Origin of the sequence: Dolomitihabitans soli (assembly GCF_022213955.1) — a bacterium.
GTDB lineage: Bacteria > Actinomycetota > Actinomycetes > Streptosporangiales > Streptosporangiaceae > Streptosporangium_A > Streptosporangium_A soli.
This window is the reverse complement of sequence record NZ_JAKNTW010000005.1, coordinates 1-14,814: the sequence shown is the minus strand read 5'-3', so window position 1 is coordinate 14,814 and position 14,814 is coordinate 1. Positions and strand designations below refer to the sequence as shown.

General features: G+C 63.9%; 15 protein-coding genes and 1 pseudogene. 5 read left to right on the top strand and 11 right to left on the bottom strand.

All coding sequences use genetic code 11. The annotated features are described in order from the left end of the window. Positions 1–156: 156 nt before the first annotated feature. The 6 genes from MBA17_RS11115 to MBA17_RS11090 all read right to left on the bottom strand — a co-directional run bounded on the left by MBA17_RS11115 (position 157) and on the right by MBA17_RS11090 (position 4,326). On the bottom strand, positions 157–546 hold the full coding sequence (locus MBA17_RS11115) for an SHOCT domain-containing protein (protein WP_238496277.1): 390 nt from the start codon (positions 544–546) through the stop codon (positions 157–159). A gap of 52 nt (positions 547–598) precedes the next feature. Further along, positions 599–1,039, bottom strand: a complete 441-nt coding sequence (locus MBA17_RS11110; RefSeq protein WP_455432742.1) for a DUF7144 family membrane protein — start codon at positions 1,037–1,039, stop codon at positions 599–601. Positions 1,040–1,320: 281 nt separating this feature from the next. Beyond that, positions 1,321–2,007, bottom strand: a complete 687-nt coding sequence (locus MBA17_RS11105) for a hypothetical protein (RefSeq protein ID WP_238496275.1) — start codon at positions 2,005–2,007, stop codon at positions 1,321–1,323. 393 nt (positions 2,008–2,400) lie between these two features. Further along, positions 2,401–3,222 (bottom strand): MOSC domain-containing protein, encoded by an 822-nt coding sequence (locus MBA17_RS11100; RefSeq protein ID WP_238496274.1) that lies wholly within the window; start codon positions 3,220–3,222, stop codon positions 2,401–2,403. A 78-nt stretch (positions 3,223–3,300) separates the two neighbouring features. Continuing rightward, entirely contained in the window at positions 3,301–3,525 is a 225-nt protein-coding gene (locus MBA17_RS11095; RefSeq protein WP_238496759.1) for a hypothetical protein, read from the bottom strand. A gap of 102 nt (positions 3,526–3,627) precedes the next feature. Then, complete coding sequence (locus MBA17_RS11090) at positions 3,628–4,326, bottom strand: hypothetical protein (RefSeq protein ID WP_238496273.1); 699 nt, start codon at positions 4,324–4,326, stop codon at positions 3,628–3,630. A 314-nt stretch (positions 4,327–4,640) separates the two neighbouring features. On the opposite strand from MBA17_RS11090, the gene MBA17_RS11085 reads away from it, so the two are divergent. Further along, positions 4,641–5,021 (top strand): hypothetical protein, encoded by a 381-nt coding sequence (locus MBA17_RS11085; RefSeq protein WP_238496272.1) that lies wholly within the window; start codon positions 4,641–4,643, stop codon positions 5,019–5,021. Positions 5,022–5,517: 496 nt separating this feature from the next. Here MBA17_RS11085 and MBA17_RS11080 read toward each other — a convergent pair whose 3' ends face one another. Further along, positions 5,518–5,742 (bottom strand): hypothetical protein, encoded by a 225-nt coding sequence (locus tag MBA17_RS11080; protein ID WP_238496271.1) that lies wholly within the window; start codon positions 5,740–5,742, stop codon positions 5,518–5,520. A gap of 437 nt (positions 5,743–6,179) precedes the next feature. Between MBA17_RS11080 and MBA17_RS50360 the strand changes: the two genes are divergently transcribed. The 3 genes from MBA17_RS50360 to MBA17_RS11065 all read left to right on the top strand — a co-directional run bounded on the left by MBA17_RS50360 (position 6,180) and on the right by MBA17_RS11065 (position 8,716). Then, the gene (locus MBA17_RS50360) at positions 6,180–6,320 is read left to right on the top strand and encodes a hypothetical protein (protein ID WP_238496270.1); all 141 of its coding nucleotides are present in this window, start codon (positions 6,180–6,182) and stop codon (positions 6,318–6,320) included. Positions 6,321–7,006: 686 nt separating this feature from the next. Further along, positions 7,007–7,258 (top strand): tyrosine-type recombinase/integrase, encoded by a 252-nt coding sequence (locus MBA17_RS11070; RefSeq protein ID WP_238496269.1) that lies wholly within the window; start codon positions 7,007–7,009, stop codon positions 7,256–7,258. 366 nt (positions 7,259–7,624) lie between these two features. Then, positions 7,625–8,716 carry an acyl-CoA dehydrogenase family protein gene (locus tag MBA17_RS11065; protein ID WP_238496268.1) on the top strand — a complete coding sequence of 364 codons (1,092 nt, stop codon included), beginning with the start codon at positions 7,625–7,627 and terminating at the stop codon, positions 8,714–8,716. A 403-nt stretch (positions 8,717–9,119) separates the two neighbouring features. On the opposite strand, the pseudogene MBA17_RS11060 reads toward MBA17_RS11065, so the two are convergent. Further along, a pseudogene (locus tag MBA17_RS11060) lies at positions 9,120–9,289 on the bottom strand (transposase family protein); the annotation flags it as partial. 745 nt (positions 9,290–10,034) lie between these two features. Beyond that, positions 10,035–10,286 (bottom strand): hypothetical protein, encoded by a 252-nt coding sequence (locus tag MBA17_RS11055; RefSeq protein WP_238496267.1) that lies wholly within the window; start codon positions 10,284–10,286, stop codon positions 10,035–10,037. A gap of 734 nt (positions 10,287–11,020) precedes the next feature. On the opposite strand from MBA17_RS11055, the gene MBA17_RS11050 reads away from it, so the two are divergent. Next, positions 11,021–12,445: a hypothetical protein gene (locus MBA17_RS11050; protein ID WP_238496266.1), complete on the top strand. Its 1,425-nt coding sequence runs from the start codon at positions 11,021–11,023 to the stop codon at positions 12,443–12,445. Here the strand turns inward: MBA17_RS11050 and MBA17_RS11045 are convergent. Together MBA17_RS11045 and MBA17_RS11040 are read right to left on the bottom strand one after the other, a co-directional pair. Then, positions 12,442–12,987, bottom strand: a complete 546-nt coding sequence (locus MBA17_RS11045; RefSeq protein WP_238496265.1) for a flavoprotein — start codon at positions 12,985–12,987, stop codon at positions 12,442–12,444. The genes MBA17_RS11050 and MBA17_RS11045 overlap by 4 nt on opposite strands. After that, on the bottom strand, positions 12,984–14,336 hold the full coding sequence (locus MBA17_RS11040) for an XRE family transcriptional regulator (RefSeq protein ID WP_238496263.1): 1,353 nt from the start codon (positions 14,334–14,336) through the stop codon (positions 12,984–12,986). The genes MBA17_RS11045 and MBA17_RS11040 overlap by 4 nt, the downstream gene beginning before the upstream one ends. Between the last annotated feature and the right edge of the window lie 478 nt (positions 14,337–14,814).

Genomic DNA, 14,814 nt, shown 5'->3' with positions numbered 1-14,814 from the left:
AAGCGTCCCCATAATCCGTGCCGCCCTTCCAGGCGGGAACCGTCTGGTCAAGGGTCAGTGCAGCAGCTGATCGCTAAGCGACGCCGTACGCCCTTGACTCGGTCGGGCGCGGCCGGGCACGAGCGAACAACGCTCCAGATGGCGGCCATTGAGCGTTCACGACGCCAAGATCTTGGCCTTCGCGCGTTCGTATTCGTCCGGAGTGAGTTCTCCGTGGTTCCTGAGATCGGCCATCCGGGCGACTTCCTCCGCTTGGCTGGTGGTCCGGCCCATCCGGTGTTCGGCGGCCTCGTAGTATCGGGCCTCCCGTGCGGCCATTATGGCGGCCTCGCGTCGGCCCATCCCCTTTCCGCGAACGATCAAGTACACGAAGACCCCCAGCAGCGGCAGCACGATGACGAAGACGGACCAGCCGGCCTTGGCCCAGCCACTCAGGGTGTCGTCGCGGAAGATGTCGACGATGACCCGGAAGAGCAGCATCAACCACGCAAGCCAGAGGAAGAACCACAGCATGGTGAGGAAGATGTCGAGCAGCGGGTAGTCCATCAGTCGTTCCTCCTGTCCTGGATCGCGCCCGGGAGCGTCCTCCTTCGTGTCGTCAATGACGAACGGTGGAGTCCGCGGCCCGGCGGGTGTACGTCGTCAGAGCCCAGATGACCAGGACGTCCAGCAGGATGATCAGCAAACTCCAGATCGGGTAGTACGGCAGGAACATGAAGTTCGCGATGGCGCTCAACCCAACCAGGACGACGCCGACCGCGCGCGCCCAGGCCTGGCCGGAGAACACGGCCAGACCGGCCAGGAAGATGAGAATGCCGAGGGCGAGGTGGACCCAGCCCCACGCGCTCACATCCCATGTGAAGAGGTAATCCCCGCGGATGACGTACACGTCGTCCCGGAAGATGGCGGTGATCGCGGCCAGAACGCTGAACACGCCGATTATCACCATGACGCTTCCGGCGAAGTAGGCCAGTCCGGCAACCCAGGAAGACGCCGGCTGATCGGCTCCGGACGTCCATCGGTTCGTTACTTGGGGCATCTCGGTTCATCCATCTTTGGATCAAGCCATATGCGGCGTATCCAGGCCGTCTCCTACCCTCCGCCCCAGCACAGAACCAGACAAAAGCGAAACTATGCGAACCTTTTGGACTTACCAAGGGATGTTTACGCGACCGAGGGCCGACCGGTGCTCATGCGGGGTGCGCAGGCCACGAACGAGATTCCTCTCACCCCCAGGCTCACTATTAACCCGCTCCCCGGCGCAGAGCGCTCCAGGCGACGTCCGTGGACCCAACACGAGCGCCACAATCAGCCGTGTGGTCAAGTCCTGTAGACGTTCGTAAGCGGCAGATAGGAGCGGAAGTGGTCGGCAACGATGTCTGCCACGGCCTCCGCATCGTCGGATCCGTCGACCTCTAGTACTCGGATGCCAAAGAGGCGAGCGGAGCGGGCGGCCTCGCCGGCGACGAGTCGGTCTCGGGCGAGTCGGTTGCGCTGTGCTCGCTCAGGGTCGCTCACCGAGTGATGGACGGTAGCGGCACGGGGCAGTTCGCGGAGCTGGTGCCGACGAAATTCGTCGCTCGGCACCATGACGATCATTCGACGGGGTGAGTCGATGAGGGGAGCGACCAGTTCGGGACGCAGTCCCCAGCCTTCGGCGATGATGGGTCGCCCTGAAACCAGGCCGCGAAGGTCGTCCAAAGCCCACTCGAACCGCGTGGGGAAGCCGGCCAGGGTCTCGTCGGCCATCTCATGAGGGCTGGTGTTCACCCAGACGCTGTCCGGGTCGGGGTCTGCGGTGGGCTCGCCAAGCCGCACTCGGCGTGCGATTCGACGGTCATTGTGCGCACGCGCGTCGTGATAGTCGTAGTGGTACGCGGTCAGCCCGTACCGAGTGGCCAGCAGCCTGGCGACGGTGGATTTGCCGGCCCATTGGCCACCTCCGATCCATAGGGCGCTGTGCAAAGTGCCGAACGGATCCCAGACCTCGCTACCTGTGGCGTTCACGGTTACAGCCTGGCGACGTACAGACCAAAGAAACAGTCTTGTTCTGCCTGCCCGGCCGGGTGATGATCGTAGAGAGGGGACCGTGCACGAAGGGCTGCACGTCCATGATCTCCGACACACGGGCAGCACGCTCGCGGCGGCGTCGGGGGGCGAGCCTGCGGGACCTCTTGGAGCGGATGGGCCACGACTCGGTACGGCGCCGCGATGACCTACCGGCACAGTACGGCGGGGGCCGTACCGCAAGATCGCCAACGCGAGGGGCAGCACGATCACAGGAGCCCGGCCACCAACCGCGAGCACAGCAAGATCGCCGACCTGAGCCAATGCCACACTTATGGCACGAGCCCCGTTCTCCCAGGTGGGAGACGGCGAGCCCTGCGACGTCTAGCCGGTTCAGGCCAGGACGGTGACCGGGTCGCCGAGTCGTAGTTCGCCTCGGTCTCGGGGGACCAGGCGGATGCCGAACCAGGTATTGCCGTCCCAGCGGCGGTGGCGGGCGAGGGTGCGCAGGGGTTCCTTGCCTTTCTGGAAGGTGACCGGGTCGTAGGTGGTGGCGGCGCAGCGGTCGCAGCGTTCCAAGAGGCGGAAGGCGAGCGGGCCGATGCGGATCTCGCGCCAGTCGTCCTCGGCGTACGGGGGTGCGCCGTCGATCACGAGGTTGGGGCGGAATCTGGCCATGTCCAGGGGGGCGGGCGGGTCGTCCTGGCGTTCCATGGCGCCTTCGAGGATCCAGTCGTCCAGGCGGCGCAGTGAGGAGCGGGAGGTGAGCAGGATGGGGGCGTCCCCGGCGAGGCTGACGACCTCGCCGGGCAGGCCGCCGTGGGACGCCGGGACGGCGCAGCGGTTGGGGTCGTCGAGCCAGACCAGGCGGGCCGGTTTGCCGAGCAGCCGGGTGAACCAGGCGTGCGCGTCGGGGTCCGCGAGCACAACGCTGTCCACTTCGGCGAAACCCACGGGAACGCTCTCTCCGGTGGCCGGGGGGACCTTCAGCTGGGGCAGTCCCGGCGCGTCGAGCAGCAGCCCGTCCTCGGCCGTGACACTGGCGACGACGGACAGCAGCCGGGGATTCTCCCCGAGCCAGTGAACGTCCCCCTGCTCGTCCACGACGGCCCAGCGGCGGTCCCCCGCCAGCCCCCAAGGCTCCACGACCGCCGAGTCCACCACCCACCCTGAAACCGACTTAACCGGATATCTCCGGATCTCAGCTAGCTCCATTCCGACACCGTACGTCCAAGAGAGCGCTTTCACGAGTGGGTTGGCCTCTGCCCGGCTCACCGTCCAGAGGCCGCTCGTCTAGGTGTCGCCCGTCTCGAACGGGATGAGCTCCGGTCTTTTCGCGGTGACGTTGTCGCCGGAGGAGATTCCGCGCACGCGCCGTCCGAGCCACGGCATGAAATGTTCACGGAGCCACTGCGCGTCCTCCCGGCGTTTGGCCGCGAGGTGGACCCGCTCCCGGGGTGGCGACACCTTGCTGCCGACGGCCGGGACCAGCCTCCAGACCGCGTGCCCGGCCGCCAAGCAGGCGCAGGGCCTCTGGGGCAGCGTGGGGTGCCGCCGCCGCTTGACTCAGTGCGGCATCACTGAGGGTTTTCCACCCTGAAGTCGCAGATCATGGGTTTGTCAGACCGTCCATCGCGGGGCGTACTCCAAGTGGATGTCCTGCCCACCGCCTGGATCCAGATTCGGCCAGTAGAACAGTCGGCAGACGTGGTAGTTGCAGGCGCCCGAGATGTACAGCGAGGTCGCGGCAGCGGGCGGCCCTTCCTTCGCCACAGCGAAAAAGTGACGGGCCGGCTGCCGAAACGCCGCAGTGCTGCCGGTCAGAAACAGCGTCTCGGCGTGCAGGTGCTGGTGGAGTTTGTCCTTGTTCTCCTGGTAGTTCAGGGCTCGGTAATCGATCTCTTCGTCGTCGGGTAGGTCGGTGTCCGGCAGACTTGCGGTCCGTATTTCGCACGGAGAGCTTCCCGCGGTGATCCGCTTTCGTACCTGCTTCCAGCGGGAGGGCGGGAACTGCAGCGAGTGGTGGACCAGCACGAGATCAAGCGGCCGGTCCGGGCACCTCTCCTCCTTGTCCCAGTCGGGGTTGATCCCAGGGGCGGCCGGAGTGGCGCGCATCGGCAGGTAGACCAAAGAGCGTGGCGATCGGGCCGCGAGCAGCCACAACGCGCCGATCCGTCGGCCATCCGTCCGGTCCACATACACGTGATACTGACTGCCGGTGTCGTAGAGTGCCCCATTGGCCAAAGGTGTGGCCGGGCGGATCACCCGGAATTCCGAGGCTCCCAGCCGCACGCGCTGAATGATGATCTTCACCTGCACGATCGTCAACTGTAACGACCCACAACACGCACCGAGACTTCCGGAAGGTGCTCGACGACGCGGGACTCATCGGGAAGGAACGGGCTCCCCCGAGAACTAGCTACGGGCGCATAGGTGCTTGGCGTGTTCGACGTTGGCGGAACCGTGTAAGCCGTGAGTGATCACCACCACGGTAAGTTGTGCAACAGGCACCGAACATGCCGCCCGAGGTGCCGACGGGCTCAGGTGCTGCGCGTTTGTGCGCACCTCTCCAGCCGAATCACCCCGGAGTCGGAGGGCTCCTGCCAGAGGAACTGGGGTGTACGGTCACCCGCATGGACCCGCAGTACGCCGAGGAAGCCCGGCGCATTTGGAAGACCTATGTGCCACCTCGCGGACAGGCCGACACCGTCCAGGGCGAGTTGTTACGGGCAGTGGAGAAACTCCGCGACGAGGCATACCGCAACGGCAACGTCAATTGGGACGAGCACCACGAGCGGCTATTGGCCTACTTGCATGAGAAGCTAACGGGATCGGGGCTGTTCGATGCGGAGACGTCTCGGCAGTTGATCGCAGACATGGATCTGCTGGCCGACTTCGAGCATCCTCTCGTCGATGACGAACCCTTCGACCGCGTCACGGTTCGAGTCATCGACTGGTGCCGTACTCACCCTGATCCAATACCACACGAGCACGATTCGAACCTGCGACGCTGAAGCGCGACCGGGCCCACGGCAATCGCCGGCCTGCACTGGGGCGGCGGCACAACCAGAGGCCTGGCGACACGTGGCCTGACCGAGAGCTCAATCCTGAACCTAAGATTAAAAGATCGGCCGTGGCTCGTTCCGGATAGTTCAATGCAGTTCAGAGGCTGTGTGTGGCCCATCCTGAACGGCCTGGGACGACCTGGAACTGCAACGGAGACTGCAACTGGCCAGAGCTGGGTAGCGACCTCTGATGGGTCCGCTACGCCCGGATGATGCGCTGCGGTTGGCCACGTCCCGGTGGGCCAGAGAGAGTTATCTCCGGCTCCGAGGACCGTGGTCGGCGAAATGCCGTAGGTGCATATAGAAGGGGAATCGAACCCCTGACCACCAGTTTGGAAAATTCGGTACGCGACCCTCTGACCTGCTACGGCCCTGGTCAGAGACAATCTTGCCCTCCCCCTGAGGCCCCCTTGTTTCCCGGCTCTACTGGCACGAGGGTGGCACGTCACCTACGACTCTTGATCGCTGCCTCAATACGTAGTCCAATTCCGACGGTCGCGAAGATGAGCGCTCCAAGGAGGGCGTTAGTGGTGAGCTCTTCTTCGATGATGAAGCCGAGGATGGGAACTGCTGTACCCATGGCAAGAGCTGCGTTCCCCCACCCGTCTATTGGTTGGGTGCCGTCAGTTGCCTTCCCCTGACGTGCGGCAGGATCTTCTCGTTCACTCATGGGCAGAGCATCTCATTGGTGTGAGGCCAGCAAAGGGATAGACCATGCGTACGCACGCCCCCTCCCGCCGGATCTTCAGATCCGGCTGGAGCCGGCTGCGGCAGCTGCGGTGTTCGGCGCAGCGACCGAGCCCAGAGGGACGGTGATATCCCTCGAGGATGTCTGGGGCCGCGACGCCGGGCGAGCCGAGGACAGGCTGCGCGCCGCCGCGTCGTGGGACGAACGGTTCACGATCGCGGTGGAAATCCTCGGTCGACGGCTGGGCGCCCGCCCACCCGTCGCTCCGGAAGTCGTCTACACCTGGCGGCGGACGCTCATCAGCCGGGGGCGGGTGCGGGTGGACGGCCTGGCGGACGAGGTCGGCTGGAGCCGCAAGCGCCTGGTGGTCCCGCTTCCGGTCCCAGCTGGGCATCACACCCAAACGCGCCGCCCGACTGGTGCGGTTCGACCACGCCGCCCACCTTCTCGCGGCGGGTCACGCCGCCGCCAGCGTTGCCGCCGAGAGCGGCTACGTCGACCAGTCCCACCTCTACCGCGAGGTCAAGGCGTTCACCGGGCTCTTACGCCCACGGCCGTAGCCGTCGCGCCGTGGCTTGCGATTGACGACCTTGCGTGGCCGGTCAGGACGGTTTCGTCCGCGAAATGATTTCGACCGTGAAGGGCCGGCTTGAACGTCACGGGATTAGTGCGCTACGCGCAGAGGGACGGCTGCAACATGGTTCAGTGCTTCTCCGTGCGAAAGCACGGTCAGGAAGAGCGCGCGAAGCACCTTCCTAGCCGACGCCAGCAGATCAGGCCAGTCATCCAAGAGAGAGCAACGACCCTGGACCGCATCCCGCAAGCTCCGTAGCTACAACGGATGTCACGCAGTTTGTCACTCAGACGCCCCGCTCATGATCACGAGCGGGGCGTCTCTACTGGTGGGCGGTACTGGGTTCGAACCAGTGACCCCTCGCTTGTAAGGCAAATCGAACGCATGTTCTACGACGATGAGATGTGGTGCTGACCAGCTCTGATCGTCCAGCATCGTCCGTCAACGTACGCCGTCGTCTGCGGTGGTTGTCAAGCAGTTAGACAAGCACTCCCCAGCATTAAAGGCGCTTCGCCCGCTCTTCCTGGCCGCGCTTCACACGGAGAAGCGCTGCAACATGTTGCAGCCGATCTTCCGTGTGTAGCGCGCGCTGAAAGGCATGCGAAGCACCTCTTCGCCTTCCCTTGCCGAAGGGACGGCGGAGACACCGGCGAGCAGTAAGTGTCCCCCTTGATGCGCCGAGACTTCCGGAAGGTGCTCGACGACGCGGGACTCATCGGGAAGGAATGGGCTCCCCGAGAACTACGCCACAGCTTCGTCTCGCTGCTCTCCGATCACGACATCCCCATCGAAGACATCTCACGTCTCGTCGGCCACTCCAACACAGTGGCCACTGAGACGGTCTACCGCCAGCAGATCAGACCGGTCATTCAAGAGGGTGCCACGGCCATGGACCGAATTTTCCCATTGTTCAGAGAGTCATAGTCAAGCAGTCAGACAGACACCTCGTTTCCGAGCAAGGAAGCGGGGTGGAATAAGTCGGTCTCGCTAACGATCAGCAGCGCGTTTCCCCAGGTCGCACTGCTCGGTATCAAGCCTTATGTCAACCGGCTGCCCCTTCCCAGCGTACGTGGGCTGGGGCCCGGGAGAGACGACGACATCAGACAGACCTTCGCCGATGGGCCGGAGCTGGGACACCAAGATCAAGCACTGGGATCTTGCCGGGATAGCCTGGCTTCCAGCGTCGGCCCGGCCCCGGGCGGTGCGGCAGCAAGCGCACGCCACCCCGGGCGCCTGTGAGCCGGCCTGGGCCACCGACCGGGTGGCCCTCCCGGAAGAAGTAGGGGAGACATGCGATTTCTGGAGCGGGAACGCGCCACTCTGGCGAAGCTGCTGCCGGGGCTGGACGAGGGCCTGCGGGCGGTACCCCTCATGGAGCTGGAGGGCCCGGATAGCCCCGGCATCCAGCTCTTCCGCGACAAGGGCGGCCCCGGGCTGCTGGTGCCGAGCGCCCAGGAGGGGCGGGGAGGCACCGCCCTGGACGCCCTGCGGGTGCAGCGCGCACTGGGGAGCAGGGCACCGTCGCTGGCCGTGGCCACCACCACGCACCACTACTCGATAGCCACCCTGATCTCCCTGCTCCTCTCCAGGAATAGGGTTGGCGATGTCTATGAGTTGGCTGCCGACAACCAGCTCGTGACGGCTAGCTTCGCCGAGCCCTTCGATGCCGGAATCCTCTCCTCGCTGACCGCCACGGATGGTGACGTGATGCTGATCAACGGGGTGACGCGCCCATACAGTCTGGCCCGGTCGATGGACAGGCTCCTCGCCAAGGTCACGGTCTCCGACGAGGAACACGATGACGAGGGACAGGCCCTGACGCTGATGCCCGCGGACGCGGAGGGTGTGACCGTCAGCGGGGCGGGGGCGGAGGGCGAGCTGGTCACCTTCCACGACGTAAATAGGAGGGACGGGCTGCTGGTGCCGCTCTCGGCCAAGGGGCAGGCGAACCAAAAGCTGACCGCGGGCTTCGCCTGGTTTCAGGTACTGATGACGGGCAGCTACCTCGGGGCCGCCAGCGCACTGGTCGAGCGGGCGCTGCTCAACGACCAGGTGCCCGAATCCGAGCGGGTCCGGCTGCTGGTGGAGACCGAGCTCGCGATGTCGACCGCGGAGGGCGTCGCCGGCCGGATCGACGCCGGCGACCCGGACGAGTCGACGCTCGCCGCGGCGCTGTATGTCCGGTACAGCGTGCAGGACACCCTAGCCCGGATAGTCCCGCGCGCGGTCGACCTGCTCGGCGACCTCGACCCCACGGCCTCCGATGAGGTCGCCTACCTCACCACCTTTGCCAACGGCCTGACCCCGCATCCGCCGACACAGTCCCAAATGGCCGGTCCGCTGGAGGCGCACCTGGCCGGCGGGCCGCTCACCCTCGCCTGATCCCAGGCGTCCAACGGCCAACGGCTGTACCTGAATTCCTCGCCCGCGAGGATGGCCAGGACGCCGAGAGCATCCCCCCGCACATTCCGCAGACGGGCTCGGGTGTCCCATAGCATCAGCCGGAAATCCCAAACAGATATGCCTCTGGCCTTTCATAGACAGGGCTCAGGTCTGGCCCATTAGCCTCAGAGCTCTGCATAAGCGCAGGTGAGAGGCATATCCGTTGGATTTTGCGCCACCAATCCGGAACCCCCTCTTCAACAGGACTAACACCACGTCACACACGTTCGCCACGTGACAACCCAGCAGAGCAGGGCCTCCTGAGAATCCGAGGTCAGTAAAACCGACCGAGCCACATCGTGGTGTCGCTACGTGCGCGCAGGCAGGCACATGGTGCCTTCGACGTGCGGATGGCACCGCCCGCTCCTTGGTAGCCCTTGTCCGCGAAGGTCTTCACGCCGGCGCTGGTCAAGGCGTCGATCAGGCGCCGACCGTACGAGCGGCGGCCACATCGTGCACGGCGCCCGGCATTGCAGGTGAAGCCCACACCAGCCAGCCCATGGGGTCGGCCAGCGGCCCACAAGCCATAGTCAAGCAGGTAGACAAACACGCCCCGTTTCCGATCAAGGAAGCGGGGTGTTTCTACAGGTGGGCGGTACTGGGTTCGAACCAGTGACCCCTCGCTTGTAAGGAGCCATGATCGCCGCCAACCGGCCCCTGACCTGTGGGTGCGTCTCTTCCGACCACTAGCTTCCAGCCATCCCCAACGGACCTAATGGCACGCTAATGGCACGGCGATCATGCCCTCCGGCGCAGGTCTACGGCACTTTGGATCATCGTCTTCGCGTCCCACTTCAACGCCAAGCGGCACGCTAATGGCATGGCGGCCACTCACGCTCTGTAGGCGGTGCAAACCTGCACACTCCTCCCCCGCCTGATCTTCCCGTCTGCCTCGACCCACCGCGAAGCGGCAGCGGGCCGGCGACGGAGGATCAGGCCCGTCTTCGCGTGTCCGTCAACTGGTCGCCGTTCCTCGATCACCGGATGCCAACGGTCACAGACGGGCTTGACCCGGAGGACTCGGTCTGCTGGGCTTGCCTGGGTCGTGGTGGACGGGAAGATCAGGCCCACCTCAGCCACTACAACCCCCCGCCTTCCGACGGCGATCATCCCGGAGCCGAGCGCCCCCGCCGGAGGCGTCGCTTAATTGCGCTGCACAGAAGATCCTGATTGCCCTAGTATTTTGATGGTCTGTCCATGAGACAAGTTGTGTAGGCCAGTGGAGCCATACGCTCCCGCGCCTCTCGGCAAAACATTGCTACTCGGGCGTAGCTATGCCCTGATCGATGTCGATCAAGGGCTCCCGAGGCAGCAGGGCCGAGAAGGGAAAAGCGTGAGCGATACCTCCCGCAGGGTGCTCCTGATCTTCGTCGCTGCACTCGTCGGAGTCATCATCGGAGAGACCACAGGCATTCTCGTCGCCATCGACGGTGGAAGCATTTCCAGATGTTTCATCGCTGGTGGCGGAGCCTTCGCCGGAAGCGTGGCCTTGACCCTCGGCGTGTTCCACGCTCTCAAGTTGCTATGACGCCTGGCCAGCAGGTTCCCGGCTCGTGCGCCGATCGCTGCCGGGAACCTGCACAGCCCATATCAGCTGCAGAAGCAGGCCACCACCCTCGGCTTTCCACATTCCCAGACGCAACGGCGATCAACGACGCTCCCCGGTGAGCCAGGGTGAGGAACGAATCCTGGATCTTCGATCGCCCCCGGCCACAGCAGACATTGGCCACCCCGTGGCGATCGTCGTGCTGCATGTGGGCGGCGGCGCGACCAGAGGCCGGCGACGGGCGTAGGTACGGCGCGGCGTGCGTACGGCGACGGCCCGGAGTCCTGCTCGCGCGCCGGGACCGGCCCCCAGGCCGCATGCCCGGCGTGCGCCGCAGGCGCAGGGCCGGGCGACGGCGCGCAGCGCCGTCGCCCCTTGATCCATATAAGAAGGATTCGGCAGCGCGGCCAAGCCGCCGTTCTGATATCGGCGCACTCAGGTATGAACCGAATGCCGGGAGACCCCCGGAACGGCCGGCCACGTTGGTGACCTTCGCTCCCGACAGCACCTCGATCACCGCGTGATAGCGCTGTTCCACGACGCTCAACTCCACCAATGCCACCTGGGCCTCCCCAGCAGCGTCGATAACGCCACGAGCAGGAACAAAGACGATCAAGGTGTCAAGCATCAAGCGGGGCCAGAGTGTCAACCATCAAACGAGACAGGACAGCACCTTGTCCTGCGGCAGGAAGCGCTTCGTGAATTTGACGCGAACAGAAGAGGCAATGGGTCATAATCTTCCTGTGGCCCATGACCATTCCTCACGCTATCGAATCAGCCCTTCAGTGATCGCTCGTGCCGTTTGGGATGATACAAATGCGAGTTTTGTGGCGGCAAAAATTGCCGCGGGCGCACTGGCAGGCTTATTGGTAGCATTTCTTTTCGCCCCTGCCCTCCATGGATGGACACTAGCCCTGGGACTCATAGCGGGAACAATTGTTGGGCTGACAGTAAACGGCGCTCAGATACTTCAGCTTAATGCAGACCGGATTTCACGTAGAGATCGGGTCGTTCGAGGCCTGTTTAGGTATGGGCCTAAACAGCATGAGGTAGCCCTGGCCCACGACTTACAAGCGGGGGACTGGATTTGCTCAGCGAAAGAATACGAAAAGCAATGTGAATATTTAAACGGCACAAACAGGAAAAGAAAGGATGACTTTGAACAAGCACTGGAACGCGAGGACTATTACTACCAACGCGAACTAGCAGAGTATGAAGAACTAGATAGAGAGCACAGAATAGATCGCCCCCATCCACGAAAACGTCATGTTCAAGAACCGTATTATTATGGCCTGCCCGAGCCGGACACTTGTCCAATAGTCACAATAAGGCCAATAGAAAATGGAGCTAGACTGAAAATTAGCCGACACGGCAAGGAGCTTTTATTTTTGGACCGCAATGCCGAATGCCATCGTCGACTGAATTACAATCAGGATAATTTCGCCTTATCCGAAAATTCAGTAGAACCATCCAGGGCTGTAGTGGATCTTTTATGCGCACTTTCAGCACAGCGGCAACTGGAGGCTGACGTAGTAGCCCGCCTCATAGCTTATGGTCACTCACGGCCACATGTGAGCCAAGCAGTGAGGGCCGTTCTCGTGGCAGGACTTGCAAGTCGTGATAGGGACCTTCGATCTCGCTTTTTGGAGGTGGAAAAGCTTTTCAGCCTGTCTTCTAAAGCTGCACCCAGAAGGGATATCTGGCTTACTAGCTTGGGGGAATTATGGAAGGACGCTGACGACTATGCGGCAACCGAAAAGAAGGGAGCGCAGTTGAAGCAAGAGTTCAATATTTCCGGTGGCAATTGGCAAGGAAACTCATTTGGTTCCGGCTCTGTCTTCTACAACGCCAACCCCGACTCGAATATCCGCAACGTACTTCAGCAGATAGTCTCCGTTCTCGACAGTCGGGAAAATTTGTTTCGCGAGATGGAAGGCGAGCAAGAACTCCGACAAGCAGTTGAGATTATTCGCGCCGCCGCAAACCTGGAGAACATCCCGCAATCACGTCTACGGCAGGCACTTTCAATCGTTCTCAACACTGGAGGAGCGTTGATCATCGGCATGGCTGGGAACGGACTGTACGAGCAAGCAAAAGCCATCTTGGAGACTATGGGCGGCTAACTTTCCCATGCGGCGGTTACTCTTTGCATAGCAAGCTGCCAAGGGTAAACGTCGATGCGGTCGGCTCCCGCGCTTGGAGGGTGGGGCTCGAACTCGCCAGGTCCGAGTAGGACGCGGACGCCTTCGGTGCGTAGCTGCTCGACACTCTTGCGGAAGGGTGCGCGGGAAGCCAGAGCGCTGTTTACGAATGGCAAGAGCACGATTGGGATGCCCAGTCCGGGGGCTTCGGAGAGCAAGCCGAGTGCGTAGGTGTCGGCGATCCCGTGGGCGAACTTGTTGATGGTGTTGTAGGTGGCGGGAGCGACGATGATGGCGTCGGCTCTTGGGGACTTGGGCTCGTCCGGTTTCCGGTACTGGCTGCGGACGGGGCGGCCGGTCTGCTTCTCCAGGGCGGGCACGTCGATGAAGTCGAGTGCGGCCGGGGTGGCGATGACCTGGACGGTCCATCCCTCATCGGTGGCCAACGTGACGAGGCGGGCGACGTCGCCGGCGGGGCCTGCGGCGCACACGATGATGTAGAGGACCTTGCCGGGTTGGGTCACGCGAGGACTCCCAGGGATGCGGCGTATTCGCGGGCGTCGCGGCGGACGCTGATCGGTGCGGTTGCCAGGATGTCACGGACGAGGCGGAGGGCCGCGGGGCGGCCGGTGACTTCTTCGGGGGCGATGTCGGCGGTGGCGCGCAGGATGTGGAGGGCCTTGTCGTGCTTGCCGTACATGAGGAAGGCGCGGGAGGTGTCGAGCAGGAGCTTGGCTTTGCGTTCGTTGATGGGGAGTTGGTCGAGGTCGACTTGGCGGGCGTAGTCGATCGCGGTTCCGGCGTCGCCGAGTTTGAGGGCGATGTTGACGCGGTGGGCGAGGACGTTGTTGGGGCCGAATGCGGTCCACATATGGTTGGCGTCGCGGCCGAGTCGGCGTCCGGCCTGGGCGGCTTCGTCGAGGAGTTCGGTGGCGGCGTTGCGGTTTCCGGTGTGGGCGGCGGCGACGGCTCCGCGTAGGAGTAGGGCTCCGTAGATGGACAGGTCGTCGGGGGTGGGGTTGCTGAGGTCGGCGTTCATGCGCTGGGCTGCGGTGCCGGCCGTGGTGGTGGCTGCGCGGTGGTGACCGCCGTCCATGAGGGCGTGGGTGATGATGCGGGAGCTGGAGCCGATCATGAGCGGGCTTTGGCTGGCGTGTGCTGCTTGAACGCTGCGGTCTGCGGCGAGCCAGGCCAGGCCCTTGTCTTCCTGTTTCAGCAGGATGGAGGCGGCCACGTGGTGGGCCTCGGCGGACAGGGCTTGCGCGCGTAGCAGGGCGTCGCCTTCCAGCGCGTTGCAGGCGGCTCGGAGGGTCCGGAGCATGTGAGGCAGGGCGGCGACGACGGTGGAGTAGCGGCAGGCTTGGTAGTTCTGCTTGGCCTCGGCGACTGCGCCGGTAAGCGCGGCCAAGTCGGTGGGGCCGTCTATGGGGGTGGAGTAGTCGACCAGGGCGACCGCGAGGTTTTCGATGTCATGGCCGGCGGCGGAGCTGGTCTGGGGTGACCCGAGTACCGCGCCGAACAACACGCCTCCGGTCATTCCGACGAATTCGCGGCGTCGCACGTCGTCTTCCTCCTGCCCTTGGCCGACAAGGTTCACGGTACGGGGGCCGATTGCGGGGCTGCCGATGAGGTCATTCATGCCGGGGGTGATCGAACGGGCTGTGTGCGGGGTTGCGCTCTGTCCGGGTCTGCCTCGTCGGGTGGGGACGAACCCCAGGTCTTCGGCGTCTCGGTGCGTGAGTTCGCTCAGCGCCAGCCGGTAGGGCTCGCGGGGCCAGGAGACCTCTCCGGCTTCCCATCGGCGGATGCGTTCCTCGTCGCAGGTCAGGCCGTATTTGATGCCGCTGGCGGTGAGGTTGACCATTTTCGCCATTTCGCCACGTGACAAATCGGCGTTGTGGCGCCATGCCCGCAAGTGGACGTTGGGGGTCACGGGCATATGTGGCCTTCTTTCCGACGGGGATCGAAAAGGGGTAAGAGGGGGCCTCTTGGGGGGTCTCGTCATTTCACTTTGCCGGTGGACTTGCCATCAAGCAACCACGGTACGTCAAGCGGGCTTCCGCAGCAGGGAGCACCGGACGAACAAAGGGAGATGGCGACGGTGACCCGGCCAGAGGAGTCCAGTGAGATACGACCCTGCCCTATGTGCCGGGGGCGCGGGAGCAAGTTACGCAGCTCGCGCCGTGCCCTTCTGATCGGCGACGGCAGGGAAGATCACGAATCCGATGGGGAGCAACGGTGTCTCGACTGCCTCGGAAGCGGCCGGGCCGAAGGGAGCGTGAGATGAACCCGATCATGTCCGCGATGACGGATGCGGTGCAGCAGGTCAACCGGGCGGAGGAGGTGGCCGC